The sequence below is a fragment of the Pseudomonas gingeri genome (genome assembly GCF_013385635.1).
GTDB classification, from domain to species: Bacteria; Pseudomonadota; Gammaproteobacteria; order Pseudomonadales; family Pseudomonadaceae; genus Aquipseudomonas; species Aquipseudomonas gingeri_A.
Map to the genome: position 1 here is coordinate 243,660 of NZ_JACAPR010000011.1, position 19,812 is coordinate 263,471.

Here is a 19,812-nt window from a genome sequence, read left to right on the forward strand (position 1 = left end):
GGGTTGACGCTCCTCTTGCGGTGGGGATTCAGACAACCAGGGACAACAGCAGGATGAAACCCAGTGCCGAGAACGACAGCACGGTTTCCATCAGGGTCCAGGTCTTGAAGGTTTCCACCACGGTCATGTTGAAATACTGCTTCACCAGCCAGAAGCCGGCGTCGTTGACATGGGACAGGACCAGGGAACCGGCGCCGGTGGCGAGCACCAGCAGTTCGCGGTTGACCCCCGGCATCAGACCGATCACCGGGGCGACGATGCCGGCACCGGTGATGGTCGCCACCGTGGCCGAGCCGGTCGCCACACGGATCACCGCGGCCACCAGCCAGGCCAGGAGGATCGGCGAGATCTCGGCGCGCACCGCCATATGCCCGATCACGTCACCGACGCCACTGGCCACCAGCATCTGCTTGAAGCCGCCGCCGGCACCGACGATCAGCACGATGGCGGCGGTGGGGGCGAGACTGGAGTCGAGCAGCTTGCCGATCCGCTCCCGGGAAAAACCACGGGCCATGCCAAAGGTGTAGAACGCCAGCAGCAGGGCGGCGAGCAGGGCGGTGATCGGATGGCCGATGAAGTCCATCCATAGTCGGAACGGATGCTCGGCGGCGAAGGCCACATCGGCGAAGGTCTTGAGCATCATCAGGAACACCGGCAGCAGGATGGTCAACACGGTGATGCCGAAACCCGGCAGGTTTTCCCCGCTGGACTCCTTGGCGATCTGCTCCATCAACTCCTCGGACGGCGTGACCGGCACATAACGGGAAATCAGGTTGCCGAACAGCGGGCCGGCGATCACCGCAGTGGGCAGGCCGACGATCAGGCCATAGAAAATCGTCTTGCCGATGTCCGCGCCGAACACGCCAATCGCCAGCAGCGGACCCGGATGGGGTGGCACCAGGCCGTGCACCACCGACAAGCCGGCGAGCAGCGGCATGCCGACCTTGATCAAGGGCAGTCCGGTCCGTCGTGCAACGATGAATACCAGCGGGATCAGCAGCACGAAACCGATTTCGAAGAACAGCGGGATGCCCACCAGGAAGGCGGAAAACATCATCGCCCAGTGCACGCGTTGTTTGCCGAAAGCACGGATCAGGGTGCGGGCGATCTGGTCGGCGCCGCCGGAGTCGGCCATCAGCTTGCCGAGCATGGTGCCCAGGCCGAGGATGATGCCGACAAAGCCGAGCACGCCGCCGAAGCCGTCCTGGAAGGATTTCATCACCTTGTCCACCGGCATGCCGGAGGTCAGGCCGAGGAAGCCGGCGGCGAGGGTGAGGGCGACGAAGGGGTGGACCTTGAGGTGGGTGATCAGCAGGATCAAGCCGATGATGGTGACCAGGGCATCGAGCAGCAGATAAGTGTCGTGGGCCAGTGGGAACATGGAGCCTCCTGTTATCGTTCTTATAAGGCATTGCTATGTCACCTCGTTGGGTGACCGCTGTACTTCAGCGTAGTAAGGCACAAGCGTCCAATGTTCATTGCTGATATGGTGATCGAAATCAGTGATAACCAATTCCGGGCATGGGGCGATGCGTGATGGAACTCAAGCATTTGCGGGCGTTTGTGGTGCTGGCCGAGGAGCTGCATTTCAGTCGGGCGGCGCAGCGCCTGTCGATCGTGCAGCCGGCCCTGAGCATGCAGATCAAGCTGCTGGAGGAGGAACTCGGGGTACGCTTGCTGGACCGCAACCGGCATTCGGTGGCACTGACCGAGGTCGGGCGGATCTTCCTCCCGGAAGCCCGCGCGACCCTGCACCAGTCAGCCCACGCCATCGATATGGCGCGAGCGTCCGGACGCGGCGAAATCGGCCGGGTGCGCCTGGCCTTTGTCTCGTCGGTACTGCCGGAGATCCTGCCGACGCTGGTGCGTACGCTGCACCAGCGCTTTCCACGTATCGAACTGGAACTCAAGGACCTGCCGGGACCGGACCAGGCCCAGGCCCTGCAAAATGGTCAGCTGGACTTCGGCCTGATGCGTCTGCCGGTGGCCTACAGCGGCGTGCAGACCCGCGAAGTGCTGCGCGAGTCGTTCATGCTCGCCCTGCCGGCCGATCATCCGTTGGCACAACACCAGAGGTTGCAGGCGAAGGATCTGGAACGGGTGCCGGTATTTGTCCTCGCCCGGCGTTACGCCCCCGGATTCCACGATGGCCTGATGCAGGCCCTGGCGAACCTTGACGTGCAACTACAGATCGCCTCGGAACTCGGCGAATTCACTACCATGCTGGCGCTGGTTTCCGCCGGGCTGGGTGTCGGGCTGCTACCGTCCCATGCCGGTCGCGCACTGCCGGTGAATGTCGTGTCGCGACCGCTGGACCTCGGCGGCTACCGCGCCACCACCGGGCTGGCCTGGATCGAATTGGACACGGCGATCAAGTGCACGGTGTTCAACCTGATGGATGAATTGTTTTTCTGATTTCACTAAAGCTAATTGACTGCTTTAAGCCAACTGGTCATATTGAAGCCGACATTCAACCCTGCCCCCGTTCGGAACCCAGCCATGACCTCAGCGTCCATTGGAACACCCGGCTATTCCTCCCTGTTCTGGTTGGCGCTTGGCACCTTTGCCATCGGCACCGAAGGTTTCATGATCGCCGGCCTGCTGCCGGGGATCGCCAGCGATGTTTCGGTGAGCATCGAGCAGGCCGGGCAACTGGTGACTTTTTTTGCTTTGGCCTATGCCATCAGCTCTCCGATCATGACTACGCTGACCGGTCACTTTGATAAGCGAAAAGTACTGATCTGCTCGATGCTGGGATTCGTTTTCGCCAATCTCCTGGCTTTCGAGGCCCAGGGTTACTGGACGCTGTTGGGCGCGCGGCTGCTGCTGGCCTTCGCGGCCGGGCTGTATGCGCCCAATGCCAATGCCCTGGCCGCCGCGCTGGTGCCGCCGGAAAAACGTGGTTCGGCGCTGGCGGTGGTCAATGGCGGGACCACCCTGGCCCTGGTGATCGGTGTGCCCCTGGGCACCCTGATCGGCAACCAGTTGGGCTGGCGCATGACCTTTGCCGGTGTCGCGGTCCTGGCGTTGATTGCCCTTGGCGGATTATTGCTGGGGCTGCATCAGCATGTCGGGCGGGGCATGCCCACTGCCAGCCTGTCGGAGCGGCTCGCGGTGGCGAAGAATCCGGCGGTGCTGCGCATCATCCTGGTCACCACCCTGTGGACCACCGGCGCATTCTGCAACTACACCTACCTGGCGTCCTACCTGACCACGACCACCGGGATTTCCGGTTCGAGCATCAGCGAGGTGTTGTTTGTCTGGGGGATCTCGGCGGCAATCGGCATGTTCGGCGGCGGTTACCTGAGCGATCGGCTGGGCCATCGCAAGGTCGGCGTGGCGGCCCTGCTGGTGTTGATCGCCAGCTTCGCCAGCCTGTCGCTGATCGCTCATTGGCTGCCACCGAGCCAGGCCCTGGTGCCGGTGTTGCTGGTGCTCATGTGCTGGGGGCTGGCCGGTTGGTCGTTCTTCCCGTCGCAGTTGTCGCGCCTGGTGGAAACAGCCGGTCCACGGGTGGCACCGGTGGCGCTGTCGCTGAATGCTTCGTTTCTCAACCTGGGGATTTCCCTGGGGGCCGCACTGGGCTCCTTTACCCTGGTGGCCGGGACCTCGGCTGACCTGGGTTGGGTAGCGGCCTGCTGTGAGGTGGCGGCGGTCAGCCTGCTGCTGTATGTCGTGCGGCGGCCAGTGGTGCGTCCGGTCACCGTCTAAGATGAAATTTGTCGAAGGGCAGTAACAGAATCGAATGCGGCAGGTCCCAGGTCAGGGTCTGAATACCTTCAGGTCCATCCGTCCGGGAGATGTCCGCGTGTTTCGCTCATTCGATTGTCCTGCCTTTACCTGCGGTCTGCGCCGATCCCTGCTTGCCTGTGCCCTGACGGTTGCCTGCGTCGGCGGCACGCAGGCGGCAACAGCGACCGACAATGCCCCGCCGATTGGTGTGCGCGCCATAGAAGGCAGCTTGCGTGACCTCGCCCATGTGCTGGGGCAAAGCCGTGGCGCGCCTCTGGACAACGCCACCCGGCAGCGCATCGTTGCTGCCGCCCAGGCGTTCCAGGCCGCGCTGAAAATCGATGGCGGTGCCCGGGCGAACCTCGATACCGATGCGAAGAACATCATTGCCTCGCTGTCGGACGGCTCGTTCAGTGCCGACGGTAGCCTCAATGCCTTGCACCGCGATGCCAAGGGCAGTGTGCTGTTTGTCGGCAAATGGAATCCTGGCACCTTGCAGGGCACACCGATCCCGGGGCCTGTCGGCACCCACCTGAACCAGACCAGCGAGGGCGACTGCGTGGGCATCTCGGTGGTCAAGACGTTTTCCAATACCCGTGTCGGCGAGGCGATCCTGCACAAGACGGTCACCGGCAACCCGGACGGTTCGTTCACGATCAGCCTGCCCGGCGATCCGACAACGGTCTATCACCTGAGCGGCAGCGACCTCGATCAGTACGGCACCGGCGATCCTTCCGCCGCGGCGCTGGTGGGGGCGATGTTCCAGTATTTCCATATGGATCCGAAGAAGGGCGCCCTGCCGACCAACAAGGTCATGGAGTTGCTGGCCGGTCACTTCGGTGAGCACCAGCGTCTGGCGGATCGCGACACCAGCGCCCAGGGCATCGTCGACTTCCTCACGCGCCATGCCGCCGATGTCGGCAGCCGCACGGCCATGGTCTTCGGCGGCAAGCCGAGCCGCGGCGGTGACTGGACCCAGGGCGACGGCCATGCCTTCGCAGTGATCCGTATCGATCCGGCGGCGGGCCTGGTGACCTACACCAATCCGTGGAACGAAGGCACCACGCGCACGTTGGCGATTGCCGAACTGGCGCGGCAGGCGGCGGGTACTTCAGCGGATTTCGAGACGATAACGTTCCGCTGAGCGACTTGAATCCATGAACGGAACAGGCGGTTTCGTTCTCGGGTTCGAGGTTCGCGCCGTTGCGAAACAGTCGAAGGGTGTGAAGCGGGTGACCAGACGATCCTGGGGCGTGACGTCCGTGTCAGGAGATCGAGGTATTGCCGGGGTGACCGAATTGCGGCTGCGGTACAGGGCGTGCCCGCAGTGGCGGAGTGCTGCGTTTGGCCGCGACGGATTTTTCCGCGCCGAAGAGGGCGCCAATGGCCTGGCGGGCCCGTGACAGGCGACTCATCACCGTGCCGATGGGCAGGTCGAGAATCTCCGCGGCTTCCTTGTAGCTGAAGCGTTCCACACCCACCAGCAGCATCACTTCACGCTGGGTGTCGGGTAACTGCTCGACCGCCGTAAGGATCTGATGGTGCAGCAGGTCGGTTTCCGGCGTCTGTGCGTTCGGGTCGCTGACGGTCTCGAGGAATTCGTCGTTCCAGTCCTGGCGCGAGCGACTGCGCACATTGCGCGAACGCAGCTCGTTGATCCAGGTGGAATGGACAATGGAGAACATCCAGCTCAGCACCGACGTATCCGGCTGCAACTGATGCGCTCGCTCCAGGGCGCGCACGCAGGCCAGTTGCACCAGGTCCTCGGCGTCGTGCTTGTCGCCCGAAATCCGCAGCGCAAACGCCCACAGGCGCGGTAGCAGCCCAGGAAGCAGTGCGGGTAAATCTGCACCGGTGATCGACATATTTCCTCTTTTTATTAACATGCCAGCCTGAAGTACAGCGTCGAGTTGCGAGGTCATCCCGTGACCGGTGCCAATCCCTGGGATGGTATTGCGTGTTTCATATTCCGTTGTAGCAGAATTGATACAATCGCAGCGGCAAGTATTGTGCCACTCGATTCGATAAAAACCTACCGTGATACTGCACTGCAAAAAAGACTTATAATGTATCGGAATTGATTTCGGTATTGCTTCAGCGTCAGTATGTTATGACTGTTTTAATGAATACGATGATGGCAATATAGTGGCAACTTTCCTACCCACTTAAGTCGCCCCTGCGGCCCACAAGGCCTGTTCCCTAAAGTGCAACGATGAATCTTTAAAGGAGACTCGATCCCATGGTAGCGGATGATGCCCTGCTGATGGCCTATGTTGACGGTGAGCTGTCACCGCAGCAGTGCCAGGAACTGGAGCGGCTCATGGACGCATCGCCGGACCTGGCCGAGCGCGTCTCGCGCTTGATGGCTTCCTGCCTTCCCTACGATCAGGCCTTTGCCCGTCAAAGCCTGCCGCCGGTGCCCGAGAGTCTCGTGCACAAGATTGAGGCGTTGACCGGACAGCGTGCCACTACTGGTGCAGAGAACCCTTCTCAAACACTCAAGGCTCAGCCGGTGCCTAGAGCAGACAGCTTTTTTGCCCGTTTGTTCGGTCAGGGGCGACCAAAGTTTGCCTGGATGATAACAACATTTGCCGCCGGTGCAGTGTGTTATGGATTGGTTGTAGAGAGTGGAATTGTCACCACCCTGTTACATGGTGAAACCGAGCTGCGAGGCCCGACAGTTGTACAGGCATCCCCCTGGGTTCGGCAGGCGGCCAATTATCAACAGTTGTATACCCGCGATACTGTGAGTTACGTCACACCGGACTCGGAAGTCGTGCAAAAGACCCTCGCCGATATACGTTCGGAAGATGGCCTGGCCTTGCGTATTCCCGACCTGACATCCGTCGGCTTGACGTTCAAAAGAGTGCAGCGCCTGCGTTTCAATGACAAAGCGCTGATCCAGTTGGTCTACCTGCCCGCAAACGGTGCGCCCATCGCCCTTTGCGTAATGAAGGAGCTGATGCCCGATCAATCGACCGCGCAACAACAGGTGTCCGGGATGAACGTTGTGACCTGGCGACAGTCTGAGCTGGGCTATGCGCTGATCGGCGAGCCCCAGGGCGTGGACTTGAACGCCGTGGCGCGGATGGTCGCCAACCGTAGCACCGGTCAGTTGTTCGCCGGATCTCCCGCGCCGCTGTGGATCGCCGCTCTCCAGCAATAACCAGGCTGGAGCGGGGAGGCATTGCGAAACCGATGCCTCGTCTTCCGGGTAGGCTCAATGAATAACCACCATCACTGGCGTCTTGCTCCCCTTGTCTTCGCAATCGTTTGCGTCGGCGCCGTGCTCTTTCAAGCCCGTAACTTCGCCTCGACACCGTCGTCGTCCGCGCCGCCGCCGACGGCTGCGCAGATGGTCGACGAGTTCGAGGCATCCGCCGGCCCGCATCCGGGATTTCGTCGCAACCACGCCAAGGGCACCTGCATCAGCGGTTATTTCCAGGGCAGTGGCAACGCCAGTGCGCTGTCGGTGGCCAACGCTTTCAAGCCAGGGGTGGTGCCGGTGATCGGGCGCCTGTCGATTGCCGGTGGCAACCCGACGATGAACGATGCGCGGGGCGATGTACGCAGCCTGTCCCTGAGCCTGCTCACCGATGACGGTGAACTCTGGCGCCTGGCGATGAACTCGACACCGGTGTTTCCAGTGCGTACGCCGCGGGCCCTGTTCGAACAGATGCAGGCCTTCATGCCGGACAAGGCCACGGGACATTCCGATCCGCAAAAGGTCGAGGCGTTCCGCCGGGCCCATCCGGAAGACCGTGCCTTTGCCCGCTGGCTGGAGAACAATCCTCCATCCTCGGGGTTTGATAACAGCACGTTCTATAGCGTCAATGCCTTTCACTTCATCGACCGCCACCAGCAGGTTCGCGCGGTGCGTTGGGCCATGGTCCCGGAATCGCCCTACCAGCCTGTCAGTGCCGAGCAGGGCAGCGGCGATGACCCCGACTTTCTTGCCTACGGCCTGTCTACCCGGTTGGTCCAGGGACCGGTGCGCTGGCACCTGATCATCACCCTGGCCGAACACGGTGATCCGACCGACGACGCCACCCGTCAATGGCCGGCCCAGCGTACGCATATCGACGCCGGCGTGCTGGTGATCGACAAGGTCGAGTCGCAGATCGACGGTGCCTGTCGTGACGTCGATTTCAACCCGCTGATGCTGCCACCGGGCATCGAACCTTCCAACGATCCGCTGCTGCTGGCGCGGGGCGCGGCCTACGCCGAGTCCCATCGGCGGCGCCTGCTGGAGGGCGGACGTGTTCCCGCCACCTCCGATCCCGCCGGCGCCCGCGCGGTAGAGCATTGCGAGAACTGCGCGGTAAATATTTACGGTTCTTCGGAATAAAGTTCGAAGGTCGATTGTTCTCTCCCTGAGTACGCGTAATGCGACGTTATCCGGGAGAGAGATTCGATGGGCCTGTCCACCGACCTGCAATACCGCCACCCGAGCGAGTCCGCGCCACGCCCGGCCGTTGATGGCCGCGTGGTCGAGGAGGGCGCCCGTGGCTGATTCCCTGAACGCCGATTTCCTCGCCCTGGCCGCGCCGCTGAGCGACGCCGAGCCCTGCGGCGTCAGCCTCGAATACGACGCCGATTTCCTCTTGCTGGAAGAAGAAGCCCAGGGCAAGCCCGAGGTCGAGTACGGCGACAGTCTGACCCAGGCCACGCCGGCGAACTGGCAGCAGGTGATGGCCATGGTCCTGCCCCTGATGGCGCGCAGCCGCGACCTGCGCCTGGCCCTGTACCTTACCCGCGCCCAGCTCAATCTCCAGGGCGTTGAAGGTTTCGCCGGCGGCCTCCAACTGATCGAAGCGCTGCTGTCCGGACAATGGGACGCGGTACACCCGCAACTGGACCCGGATGACGACAACGATCCACTGCTACGGGTCAATATCCTCGCGTCGTTGTGCGAGGCCGGTGGCATCCTCCAGGAACTGCGCGATGCGCCGCTGGCCCGGGCGCGCAGCCTGGGGGCCGTCAGCCTGCGTGACCTCGACCTCGCCAGTGGCGAACTGCCCGCTGGCGAAGGCCAGGAAAAGCCTTCCCTCGCGGTGATCGAGGCGACGTTCCAGGAAGCCGGACAGGACGCGCTGGCCGCGACCGAGGCGGCGCTGCGCAGCGCCTTCGACCGCAGCGTGAATATCGAGCGGGTGCTGACGGAAAAGGTCGGCGTGGCCCACTCCATCGACCTGAGTGCCTTGTCCACGATGCTGCGCCGGGCGGCCGAAGCCGTACGGCAACGACTGTCGGATAGCGTGGTGGAGGCACCGGTCGTGTTGTCGCCGGCCGAAGCCGCATCGTTCGCCACGCCAGCCCAGGTTCGTGGCGAAATCAGCAACCGCGACGATGTGCGGCTGATGCTCGACAAGCTTTGCACCTACTTTGCCCTTCACGAACCCACCAGCCCGGTGCCCTTGCTGCTGCAGCGCGCACGCAAGCTGGTGGACAAGAGTTTTATCGAGCTGCTGGAAGACCTGGCGCCCGATGGCCTGGCGCAACTGGCCTTGGTCAGCGGTCTCCGCAACGACAATCACGATGACTAGGCAGGCGCCGGCAAGCCCGTTCCTCCGGGCTTGATGCAGGCAACTGCGTTCCTTCACACCGCACCGGAGAATTCCCGTGGCAAAAGAAAACAGTCAGAAGTTCATCGCCCGCAACCGTGCACCGCGCGTCCAGATCGAATACGACGTGGAGATCTACGGTGCCGAGAAAACCGTGCAACTGCCGTTTGTCATGGGCGTGTTCTCGGATCTCTCGGGCAAGCCGGCCGAGCCGTTGCCGCCGGTGGCCGAGCGCAAGTTCCTGGAGATCGATATCGACAACTTCGACGAGCGCCTCAAGTCGATGAAGCCGCGTGTCGCGTTCCAGGTGCCGAACACCCTGACGGGCGAGGGCAACCTGCCGGTGGAGATCACCTTCGAGAACATGGACGACTTCAGTCCCGGCGCCGTGGCGCGCAAGGTGCCGTCGCTCAATGAGCTGCTCACCGCCCGCAACCAGTTGTCCAACCTGCTGACCTACATGGACGGCAAGGTCGGTGCCGAAGAACTGATCGCCAAATTGCTCAACCAGCCGGCGGTCATGCAGGCACTCAGCGCGGCGCCGAAACCCGCCGAGTAAGTTTCCGCTTTTCCGATAGACAGTGACTCCCGCCGGTCCCCAGCGCCACAGGCCCTGGAAACCGGTGCAGGACGACTTCGCCCAAAATTTGAGGGAACCGTTATGTCCACCACCCCATTGGAAGGCCTGCAACCGGCCGCCACCAGCAACGAATTCGACCCGGGAGACTTCGCCAGCCTCCTGCAGAAAGAGTTCAGGCCCAAGACCGACAAGGCCAAGGAAGCGGTCGAAAGCGCCGTGCGCACCCTGGCCGAACAGGCCCTGCAAGGTACCCACCTGGTGTCCAACGATGTACTGGGCACCATCGAGGGCCTGATCGCCGCGCTGGACCAGAAGCTGTCCGAGCAGGTCAACCATATCCTCCACAACCCCGAATTCCAGTCGGTGGAAAGCGCCTGGCGCGGCCTGCATTACCTGGTCACCAACACCGAGTCCGACGAGTCGCTGAAGATCCGGGTGATGAACATTTCCAAGAACGAAGTGCACAAGACCCTGCGCAAGTTCAAGGGCGTGGCCTGGGACCAGAGCCCGCTGTTCAAGAAGCTCTATGAAGAGGAATACGGCCAGTTCGGCGGCGAGCCCTATGGCACCTTTGTCGCCGACTACTACTTCAACAACAGCGCGCCGGATGTCGAGTTGCTGAGCCAGATGGCCAAGGTCAGCGCGGCGGCCCACTGCCCACTGATCACCGCCGCCGATCCCAGCGTGATGCTCATGGATTCCTGGCAGGAACTGGCCAACCCGCGGGACCTGACCAAAATCTTCCAGACCCCCGAGCACGCGGCCTGGCGTGGCTTCCGTGCCTCCGAGGACTCGCGCTACGTCGGCCTGGCGATGCCGCGCTTCCTCGCGCGCGCGCCTTATGGTGCCAAGACCAACCCGGTCGAGGAGTTCGATTTCGAGGAAAGCGTCGACGGCATCGGCAGCAAGGACTTCACCTGGGCCAACGCCGCCTATGCCATGGCGGTGAACATCAACCGTTCGTTCAAGCACTACGGCTGGTGCTCGCAGATCCGCGGCATCGAATCCGGCGGCGCGGTGGAGGGGTTGCCGGTGCATACCTTCCCGACCGATGACGGCGGCGTCGACATGACCTGCCCGACCGAGATCGCCATCAGCGACCGCCGCGAAGCGGAGCTGGCGAAGAACGGCTTCATGCCCCTGGTGCACAAGAAGAACAGCGACCTGGCGGCCTTTATCGGCGCCCAGTCGATGCACAAGCCGGCCGAGTACGACGACCCGGATGCCACCGCCAACGCCAACCTGGCCGCGCGGCTGCCGTACCTGTTCGCCACCTGCCGGTTCGCCCATTACCTCAAGTGCATCGTGCGCGACAAGATCGGTTCGTTCAAGGAACGCTCCGACATGCAGACCTGGCTCAACAACTGGATCGGCAAGTACGTCGAGCACAACCCGGCGACCGCTTCCGAAGCCGACAAGGCGCGCAAGCCGCTGGCCGGCGCCGAAGTGGTGGTCGAGGAAATCGAAGGCAATCCCGGCTACTACAGCTCCAAGTTCTACCTGCGTCCGCACTACCAGCTCGAAGGCCTGACCGTGTCCCTGCGCCTGGTTTCCAAGCTGCCGTCGGCCAAGACCTGAGTCGGGGCGGGCGTTGTGCGCAACGTCCGCCGCCTTTTTACCTCCGAGCTTCTGTTCACCGCAGCACCGGCAAATCCCTTATTTCACCTGAAAGGTAATCACCATGATCCTGCTTAATTTCGCCACCAAAATCAAAGGCACCTCGACGGTCTCGGCTCACACCGACTGGATCACCATCGACGCGATCCAGATGGGTGTTGGCCGGGCGATCTCCACCAGCGGCGGCGGTGCCGACCGTGACACCAGCAACCCGTCGTTCTCGGAAATCTCCCTGAGCAAGGCCACCGATATCGCCTCGGCCGACCTGTTCATGGAGGCCGTCTGCGGCAAGAGCCTGGGCAAGGCCGAGATCCACTTCATCCAGACCGGCGGCCCGGACAAGAAGCAGCAGGTGTTCCTGACCATCGAACTGGAAGAGGCGATCATCAGTTCCTATTCGGTCAGCAGCAGCGGCGAACGTCCGAGCGAGAGCTTCTCCATCAACTTCACCAAGATCAGCTACAAGTACGACTCCTTCAGTGGCGACAAGATCACCACCGGCACCGCGAAGAAGTGGGACCTGGAAGCCAACGCGAAAATCTGATGCCGACCTGGCTGCAGGTTTTGCCGAGCCGGCGCCAGGGTGCCGGCCGGTTGTCTTTTCCGGAGGTGTCGCTGCATGGCTGAACTGACCAGCAAAGAGCGCCTGCAACCCTCGTTGCTCGATCGCCTGACCGACGAGGATACCCAGGCCACCCAGGAGTCGCGGGACAAGCGCGTGCTGTCGATGCGCGGCTTGCGCAAGGCGGTGCTGCGCGACCTCGGCTGGCTGCTCAACAGTACCAGCCTCGGCAGCTTCCGGGACCTGGCGGGCCACCCGCTGACCGCGCAATCGGCACTCAACTTCGGCCTGCCGGACCTCTCCGGCAAGACCGCGGCGGGGCTCGATCGCGAGGAGCTGGGGCGACGCATCCGCCAGGCGATCTGGGATTTCGAACCGCGCATCCTGCGCGACAGCGTGCGGGTCGAGGCTATTGCCTCGGCGGGTGCGGCGGCCAGCCCCAACCAGGTGACCTTCGAGATCCACGGCGAACTCTGGGGCCAACCGCTGCCGGAGCGCCTGTACCTCAAGACCGAACTGGACCTGGAAGCGGGCGAGGTGAAGGTCTTCGACATTGAATCAAGGGATTTGCGGTGAACTCGAAACTGCTGCATTACTACGAGCGTGAACTCCAGCACCTGCGGGAAATGGGCGGCGAGTTCGCCCATGACTTCCCGAAGATCGCCGGTCGGCTGGGGCTGGAAAACCATGCCTGCGCCGATCCCTATGTGGAGCGCCTGCTGGAGGGCTTCAGCTTTCTCGCGGCGCGGGTGCAACTGAAGATCGACGCCGAGTTTCCGCGCTTCACCAACCATCTGCTGGAACTGGTCTATCCCCAGTACCTGGCACCCACACCGTCGATGACGGTGGTGCAACTGCAACCGGACATGAACGAGGGCAACCTCGCCCGTGGCGTCAGCGTACCCCGTGGCACGGCCCTGAACAGCCTGCTCGGCAAGGGCGACCAGACCACCTGCGAGTTCCGTACGGCCCATGAGGTCACGCTGTGGCCGATGGAACTGGTGGAGGCGCGCTACTTCGCCTGCTCCGGGCAGGTCAGCGGCGTCGACCTGTCGCGCCTGGGCGGCGTCAAGGGGGCCTTGCGCCTGCGTCTGCGAGTCGGCGCGGGGCTGAACTTCAGCGAGCTTGAACTGGATCGCCTGCCGCTGCATATCCGTGGCGCCGAAGCGCTGCCTTCGCGGATTCTCGAGCACCTGCTCGGCCAGTCCGTCGGCATGCTGGTCCTGCCGGTGCAGGAGCATATCGACTGGCACGAAATCGTACCCAGGTCGGCCATTCGCGGCCTCGGCTACAGCGATGAGGAAGCATTGCTGCCGGTGGGCCCGAGGACGTTCCAGGGCTACCGCCTGTTGCAGGAATACTTCGCCCTGCCGCAGCGTTTCATGTTCGCCGAACTCGGTGGCCTGGAGCGCGCCACCCGCCGTTGCCTGGCAACGGAAATCGATGTGGTGGTGCTGTTCAAGAAGTTCGAGCCGCTGCTGGAGCAGAGCCTCAGTGCGACCAACTTCGCCCTGTATTGCACCCCGGCGATCAACCTGTTTGCCCGGCGTACCGACCGGGTCCATCTGTCCGACCTGCAATCGGATTACCACGTGGTTCCCGATCGCACCCGGCCGATGGACTACGAGATCTATCAGATCCTCAATGTCACCGGCTACGGCAGCGGGGCCGAGGCGGCGCAGACCTTTCATTCGTTCTACACCGCCAACGACCTGCACTCGGCCCGCGAGCGTAGCGCCTATTACCAGGTACGCCGCGACACTCGCCGTCTGTCCGAGCAACAGCGCCGCCAGGGCCCGCGTTCCAGCTATATCGGCAGTGAACTGTTCCTGTCCCTGGTGGATGCCCATGAAGCGCCGTATCGCAGCGGCCTGCGCCAGTTGGGTATCGACACCCTGTGCACCAACCGCGACCTGGTCCTGAGCATGCCGGTGGGCAGCGGCAAGACCGACTTCACCATCGAGTCCGGGGCGCCGGTGCAATCGGTGCGCTGTGTCGTCGGGCCGACCAGGCCGGCGGCGTCCCATGCCGAAGGGGAAACCGCCTGGCGCCTGGTCAGCCACCTGTCCCTGAACTACCTGTCGTTGCTCGACCAGGACCCGCAACAAGGCGCGACGGCCCTGCGCGAACTGTTGCGGCTGTACTGCGCCAGCGAAGATTCGGCGGCCCACAAGCAGATCGAAGGACTGCGCTCGGTCACCGCCGAAACCATCGTGCGGCGCCTGCCGGTGCCCGGGCCGATCACCTATGGCCGTGGCCTGCAGATCAGTGTCAGCCTCGATGAAAGTGCCTTCGAAGGCAGCGGGGTGTTTGTCCTGGGGGCGGTGCTGGAACGGTTCTTCGCCAAATACGTGTCGCTCAACTCGTTCACCGAAACCGTGATCAAGAGCACGACGCGCGGCACGATCATGCACTGGCCGGCGCAGGTGGGACGATGCGAGATCCTCTAGCGCTGCTGGAGCAGTTGCGGCAGCGACCGGCGTCTTTCGATTTCTACGCGGCCTTGCGCCTGGTGGAGTGCGCCTATCCCGAATTGCCCAGGATCGGCCAGGCCCAGCGCCCGGCCGACGAAGCTCTGCGCTTGGGCCAGCAACCGTCGCTGGCCTTCGAGCCGGCAATGCTGGCGGGCCTGGAGTCCCGTGGCGAGGGCAGGGCACCGCAGCTGTTGATGAACTTCTTCGGCTTGCTGGGTGCCAACGGCCCGCTGCCCACGCACCTGACCGAATACATCCGCGACCGCCAGCGCAATATGGGCGACCCGACCCTGGCGCGCTTCTGCGACCTGTTCCATCACCGCCTGATCAGCCTGTTCTATCGCGCTTGGGCCAGCGCCCAGCCGGCCCTGAGCCTGGACCGGCCGCAGGCGGACCACTTTGCCCGTTATCTCGGCTCGCTGATCGGCATCGGCCTGCCATCCCTGCGCGCCCGTGATGCCGTGCCGGATGTGGCCAAGCTGCATTACGCCGGTCGTCTCGGCCCGCAGGCGCGCAATGCCGCCGGGCTGGCGGCGGTGCTCAGTGATTTTTTCCAGGTGCCGGTCAAGGTCCAGGAGTTCGTCGGCCACTGGATGAGCCTGCCCGCCGACGGTCTCGGCGGCCTGCGCAGCGGCCCCGACGCGCCGGTGCTCGGCGTGACCACGGTGCTCGGCAAGAAGGTCTGGAACACCCAGCACAAGTTTCGCCTGGTAATGGGCCCGCTGGACCTCGAACAGACCCGCCGCCTGCTGCCCGGTGGCGAGAGTATGCGGCGCCTCACCGACTGGGTGCGCCAATACGCCGGGCTCGGCCTGGACTGGGACGTCAACCTGATCGTCAAGAAAGAACAATTACCGGGCCTGCGCCTGGGACGCGATGCGCCCCTGGGCTGGACCAGCTGGCTCAGCAGCAAGGCCCCCGAGCGCGATGATCGCCAACTGGTGGTCAGTCCACGGCGTGCCCCGCGCCCCGAATCCACCTCCCATGAAGGACCAGTCCATGGCTGATATCAGTCGCGTCGCCCTGTTCGGCAAGCTCAACAGCCTCTGCTACCGGGCCATCGAAAGCAGCACGGTGTTCTGCAAACTGCGCGGTAATCCCTATGTGGAACTGGTGCACTGGCTGCATCAACTCCTGCAACTGGCCGATTCCGACCTGGCGCGGCTGGTCCGCCATTACCAACTGGATGCGGCGCTGTTGGCGCGGGAACTGACGGCGGCCCTGGATCGCCTGCCCCGGGGTTCCACGGCGGTCACCGATCTGTCTTCGCAAGTGGAGGAAGCGGTGGAGCGGGGCTGGGTCTACGGCACGCTGATGTGCGGCGAATCCCAGGTGCGTTCCGGGCACCTGCTGCTCGGCCTGCTGAAAACCCCAGGCCTGCGCAATGTCTTGTATGGCGTGTCGAGCGCCTTCAAGCAGATCCGTGTCGACGATCTCGGCGAGCATTTCGCCGAGCTGCTCAAGGATTCCCCCGAAGCCCTGATGCAAGCCAGCGATGGTTTCCACACCGCGCCCGGAGAGGACCTCGGCGCCACGGCGCCGGCGGCCATGGGTCGTCAGGAAGCCCTGAAGAAGTTCACCGTCGACCTCACCGAACAGGCCCGCAGCGGCAAGATGGATCCCATCGTCGGCCGTGACGACGAGATTCGCCAGGTGGTCGATATCCTCATGCGTCGCCGCCAGAACAACCCGATCCTGGTGGGCGAGGCGGGGGTCGGCAAGACCGCCGTGGTCGAGGGATTTGCTCAGCGCATCGCTCGTGGCGACGTGCCACCGAGCCTCAAGGACGTGCAACTGCTGGTCCTCGATGTCGGCCTGTTGCAGGCCGGCGCCAGCATGAAGGGCGAGTTCGAACAGCGCCTGCGTTCGGTGATCGACGAGGTGCAGGCCAGCGTCAGGCCGGTGATCCTGTTTATCGACGAAACCCATACCCTGGTGGGCGCCGGTGGTGCTGCCGGTACCGGCGACGCGGCCAACCTGCTCAAGCCGGCCCTGGCCCGCGGCACCCTGCGCACTGTCGGCGCCACCACCTTTGCCGAGTACAAGAAGCATATCGAGAAGGACCCGGCGCTGACCCGGCGTTTCCAGACCGTGCAGGTCGACGAACCGGACGAGGCCAAGGCGTTGCTGATGATGCGTGGCATCAGCGCGACCATGGAACAGCATCACCAGGTGCAGATTCTCGACTCGGCCCTGGAAGCGGCGGTGCGCCTGTCCCATCGCTATATCCCGGCGCGGCAACTGCCGGACAAGGCGGTCAGCCTGCTGGACACTGCCTGTGCGCGGGTTGCCATCAGCCTGCATGCGGTGCCCGCTGAAGTCGACGACAGCCGTCGGCGCATCGAGGCCCTGGAGGTCGAGCTGGCGATCATCGCCCGCGAACGGGCGATTGGTGTCGACACGGCGACGCGCCTGGCAGCGGCCAGTGAACAATTGGCGATTGAGCATCGGCGCCTGGATCAACTGGAAGCCCGCTGGGCCGCCGAGCAGGCGCTGGTGCGGCAGATCATGGCCCTGCGCAGCCAACTGCGCGAGCCGCAAGCGGTTGTCGATGAAACCCGGCGCGAGCAATGGCTGGGGGAACTGCGCGGCCTGCAGGAAGAACTGGCCCGACAGCAGGGCGAGACACCGCTGTTGCTGCTGGGCGTGGACGAACAGGCGGTGGCCGCGGTGGTGCAGGACTGGACCGGAATTCCGGTCGGGCGCATGGTCCGTGACGAGATCGACAACGTGCTCAATCTGGCCGAGCGCCTGTCCCGGCGGATCATCGGTCAGCGTCATGCCCTGGAGATGATCGCCCGACGTATCCAGACCTCCCGCGCCGGCCTCGACAACCCCGGCAAGCCGGTGGGGGTATTTATGCTCGCCGGTACCTCGGGGGTGGGCAAGACCGAGACCGCCCTGGCCCTGGCCGAAGCCCTGTATGGCGGTGAACAGAACGTCATCACCATCAATATGAGCGAGTACCAGGAAGCCCACAGCGTCTCCAGCCTCAAGGGCGCGCCGCCGGGTTATGTCGGTTACGGCGAAGGCGGCGTGCTCACCGAGGCGGTACGCCGCAAGCCTTACAGCGTGGTGCTGCTGGACGAGGTGGAGAAGGCGCATCCGGATGTCCACGAACTGTTTTTCCAGGTTTTCGACAAGGGCTGGATGGAAGACGGCGAGGGCCGGGTGATCGACTTCAAGAACACCCTGATCCTGCTCACCACCAACGCCGGCACCGAGCTGATCAGCCGCCTGTGCAACGGCCAGGCCCAGCCCGAACCCGAGCAGATCGCCAAGGACCTGCGCGGACCGCTGCTCGAGGTATTCCCGCCGGCATTACTCGGGCGGTTGGTGGTGATTCCGTACTACCCGCTCAACGACGAGATGCTCGGTTCGATCATTCGCCTGCAACTGCAGCGTATCGGCAAGCGCCTGGCGAGCAGCCACCGGATTCCGTTCAGCTACAGCGACGACGTCGTGCGCCTGATCGCCAGCCGCTGCACGGAACTGGAAAGCGGCGGGCGGATGATCGACGCGATCCTGACCAATGCGCTACTGCCCACCATCAGTACCGAATTCCTCAAGCGGCTGATGGCCGGGACGCCGGCCTCGCGGGTGCACCTGGAGGTCCGCGACGCCGAGTTCGCCTATGCCTTCGAAGGGGAGCCTGGTCCGCCGCCGCTGGCCGATCTCTGAACCCGTATTGTCCCCACAAGCGACCCGATCGTCTTCGACCGGGCCCGGGTCGCGGTTTATTCAAGTCATGAAATCCAGGTAGCCGAAATGCCCTATGTAGCGTGGAAAACACCAATTGCAATGAAGTGGCACCGTGTCGCCAAGTTCAAGCAGCGCGCGCAACTGTCCAAGAATCCCTACCTGCAAGCCATGCCCAGCCTGGCTGGCGGCGCCTGTGTCGGCGCGACCTTCGCCTGGCTGAACCGGCACTTGCAGGTACCGGCGCAATCCCCGGCCAATCGCTGTGCCTTCCTCAGCCGCGACGATACCTGGTGCCGGATCGAAAGCTACTGCAGTGCGTTCAATAACACGCTGATCCTCGACACCACCCAACGCATCAAGGCCAACCTGCCGAACATCTGCGGACTGGTGGACAGTTCCTCCATCGAGGCCCAGGGCCTCGATGGGCTGGCGACCCTCGCGCAGCATATCGACAGCACGCAGCCGGGCTATTACGTCTGGCTCTTCACCTTCGAGTGCGGCGGGCCTTCCCATGTGTGCGGAATCTACGCCGACCGCAATGGCATGAGCTTCTTCGATCCCAATTCGGGCGAATACCGTATCAGCGCCAGGGGCAAGCTCGATTTCTTCAAGCAGCTCTACAAACACTACCTCAACTATCTGTCGGGTGCGGGCGTGAAGAAGGAACTCAAGTTCGATGACCACTACCTGGTCCAGTTGGGCTCCTGAGCTGGCTGCCGTCGGCGACTTTCGATTTGTCTTTCAAGCAGGCGACCCCGCCTGACCTGGCACAGGAGCAAGTGAAATGGCCTTTCCCGTCATTGCAGGTGGATTTACCCTGGCACCGGTGGCGAACGTGGCGTATGACGCCTCATGCCCGGCCGATCTGGTGCAGATCGCGCCCTATGTCATGAGCGCTTTCAGTCCGTTGATGCAGCGCAACTTCTCGACCATCACCCTGTACGCGATCAATCCCGTCGCCGCCGGCGAAGAGGAGTGCCACGGCTACACGGCGATGCAGCCCCAGGGCGTGCAGATCGCGATCACGCGGATCACCGATAACGTATCGTCGGTGGAGAAGCAGGGGCGCTACGCCAATACCCTGGCCCATGAAGTGTTTCTGCATGCGGCCAACTTTCTCTACAACGGCAAGTACGGCGGCTCGGTCGCCCCCCTCAGTTCGGAGGACGCGGCGCACAAGCGGATTTTCTATCCGGCCGACCAGCACAACGACTACTTGAACGTGATGCGCCATGTCCTCGGCTACCTGCCGCCTGGCCAGGCCCTGCGGCGGGCCTTTCTGGCGGAATATGCGCGGGACGTGGACATCAACATCCTTCATCACTGCGACGATGAGAGCCACACCGAAATCGCCTATCAATGGCAGGCACAACTGGAGGGCGCCGCATCGAATCCGAACGATCCGCTCTGGGCGCCGCGTGGCGGTCCGGGTGACCTGATCGCCAGCGCATCGACCGACTTCATGAAGAACCTGATCGGTTTGAGCTGACCCGCGGGTTGCTGCCTGGCGAGATAAATACGCGCAGCGACGGAATAAATCCCTCCGCCCGATTGTTCTATCCAGGTGAGCAGAGTGACGCG

General features: G+C 63.4%; 17 protein-coding genes. 15 read left to right on the forward strand and 2 right to left on the reverse strand.

The features are described 5' to 3' along the window. Nucleotides 1-28: 28 nt before the first annotated feature. On the reverse strand, nucleotides 29-1,381 hold the full coding sequence (locus HX851_RS15115) for a GntP family permease (RefSeq protein ID WP_177060976.1): 1,353 nt from the start codon (nucleotides 1,379-1,381) through the stop codon (nucleotides 29-31). A gap of 155 nt (nucleotides 1,382-1,536) precedes the next feature. Between HX851_RS15115 and HX851_RS15120 the strand changes: the two genes are divergently transcribed. From HX851_RS15120 to HX851_RS15130, 3 genes are all read left to right on the forward strand, one after another. Further along, entirely contained in the window at nucleotides 1,537-2,415 is an 879-nt protein-coding gene (locus HX851_RS15120; protein WP_177065944.1) for a LysR family transcriptional regulator, read from the forward strand. Nucleotides 2,416-2,499: 84 nt separating this feature from the next. After that, nucleotides 2,500-3,711: an MFS transporter gene (locus HX851_RS15125; protein ID WP_177060972.1), complete on the forward strand. Its 1,212-nt coding sequence runs from the start codon at nucleotides 2,500-2,502 to the stop codon at nucleotides 3,709-3,711. Nucleotides 3,712-3,808: 97 nt separating this feature from the next. Beyond that, nucleotides 3,809-4,876: a hypothetical protein gene (locus HX851_RS15130; protein ID WP_369680912.1), complete on the forward strand. Its 1,068-nt coding sequence runs from the start codon at nucleotides 3,809-3,811 to the stop codon at nucleotides 4,874-4,876. A 121-nt stretch (nucleotides 4,877-4,997) separates the two neighbouring features. Here HX851_RS15130 and HX851_RS15135 read toward each other — a convergent pair whose 3' ends face one another. After that, complete coding sequence (locus tag HX851_RS15135) at nucleotides 4,998-5,597, reverse strand: RNA polymerase sigma factor (protein ID WP_177060970.1); 600 nt, start codon at nucleotides 5,595-5,597, stop codon at nucleotides 4,998-5,000. Nucleotides 5,598-5,971: 374 nt separating this feature from the next. Here HX851_RS15135 and HX851_RS15140 point away from each other — a divergent pair, with 374 nt between their 5' ends. From HX851_RS15140 to HX851_RS15195, 12 genes are all read left to right on the forward strand, one after another. After that, nucleotides 5,972-6,898 carry an anti-sigma factor family protein gene (locus tag HX851_RS15140; RefSeq protein WP_177060968.1) on the forward strand — a complete coding sequence of 309 codons (927 nt, stop codon included), beginning with the start codon at nucleotides 5,972-5,974 and terminating at the stop codon, nucleotides 6,896-6,898. Nucleotides 6,899-6,955: 57 nt separating this feature from the next. Then, nucleotides 6,956-8,080 (forward strand): catalase family peroxidase, encoded by a 1,125-nt coding sequence (locus HX851_RS15145; RefSeq protein ID WP_177065945.1) that lies wholly within the window; start codon nucleotides 6,956-6,958, stop codon nucleotides 8,078-8,080. 157 nt (nucleotides 8,081-8,237) lie between these two features. Beyond that, the gene (gene tssA, locus HX851_RS15150) at nucleotides 8,238-9,278 is read left to right on the forward strand and encodes a type VI secretion system protein TssA (protein ID WP_369680911.1); all 1,041 of its coding nucleotides are present in this window, start codon (nucleotides 8,238-8,240) and stop codon (nucleotides 9,276-9,278) included. A 76-nt stretch (nucleotides 9,279-9,354) separates the two neighbouring features. After that, nucleotides 9,355-9,855 (forward strand): type VI secretion system contractile sheath small subunit, encoded by a 501-nt coding sequence (gene tssB, locus HX851_RS15155; RefSeq protein WP_177060956.1) that lies wholly within the window; start codon nucleotides 9,355-9,357, stop codon nucleotides 9,853-9,855. Nucleotides 9,856-9,957: 102 nt separating this feature from the next. Next, nucleotides 9,958-11,454 (forward strand): type VI secretion system contractile sheath large subunit, encoded by a 1,497-nt coding sequence (tssC, locus tag HX851_RS15160; RefSeq protein ID WP_256262708.1) that lies wholly within the window; start codon nucleotides 9,958-9,960, stop codon nucleotides 11,452-11,454. Nucleotides 11,455-11,557: 103 nt separating this feature from the next. Next, the gene (locus HX851_RS15165) at nucleotides 11,558-12,037 is read left to right on the forward strand and encodes an Hcp family type VI secretion system effector (RefSeq protein WP_177060949.1); all 480 of its coding nucleotides are present in this window, start codon (nucleotides 11,558-11,560) and stop codon (nucleotides 12,035-12,037) included. Nucleotides 12,038-12,112: 75 nt separating this feature from the next. Further along, entirely contained in the window at nucleotides 12,113-12,631 is a 519-nt protein-coding gene (gene tssE, locus HX851_RS15170; protein WP_177065946.1) for a type VI secretion system baseplate subunit TssE, read from the forward strand. Beyond that, entirely contained in the window at nucleotides 12,628-14,505 is a 1,878-nt protein-coding gene (gene tssF, locus HX851_RS15175; protein WP_177060945.1) for a type VI secretion system baseplate subunit TssF, read from the forward strand. Before tssE ends, tssF begins: the two co-directional genes overlap by 4 nt. Beyond that, entirely contained in the window at nucleotides 14,490-15,536 is a 1,047-nt protein-coding gene (tssG, locus tag HX851_RS15180) for a type VI secretion system baseplate subunit TssG (protein WP_256262516.1), read from the forward strand. Before tssF ends, tssG begins: the two co-directional genes overlap by 16 nt. Continuing rightward, complete coding sequence (tssH, locus tag HX851_RS15185) at nucleotides 15,529-18,210, forward strand: type VI secretion system ATPase TssH (RefSeq protein ID WP_177065939.1); 2,682 nt, start codon at nucleotides 15,529-15,531, stop codon at nucleotides 18,208-18,210. The genes tssG and tssH overlap by 8 nt, the downstream gene beginning before the upstream one ends. Nucleotides 18,211-18,330: 120 nt before the next feature. Continuing rightward, nucleotides 18,331-18,939 carry a hypothetical protein gene (locus tag HX851_RS15190; protein ID WP_177060927.1) on the forward strand — a complete coding sequence of 203 codons (609 nt, stop codon included), beginning with the start codon at nucleotides 18,331-18,333 and terminating at the stop codon, nucleotides 18,937-18,939. A 76-nt stretch (nucleotides 18,940-19,015) separates the two neighbouring features. Continuing rightward, nucleotides 19,016-19,720: a hypothetical protein gene (locus HX851_RS15195; RefSeq protein WP_177060925.1), complete on the forward strand. Its 705-nt coding sequence runs from the start codon at nucleotides 19,016-19,018 to the stop codon at nucleotides 19,718-19,720. The last annotated feature ends 92 nt before the right edge of the window (nucleotides 19,721-19,812 follow it).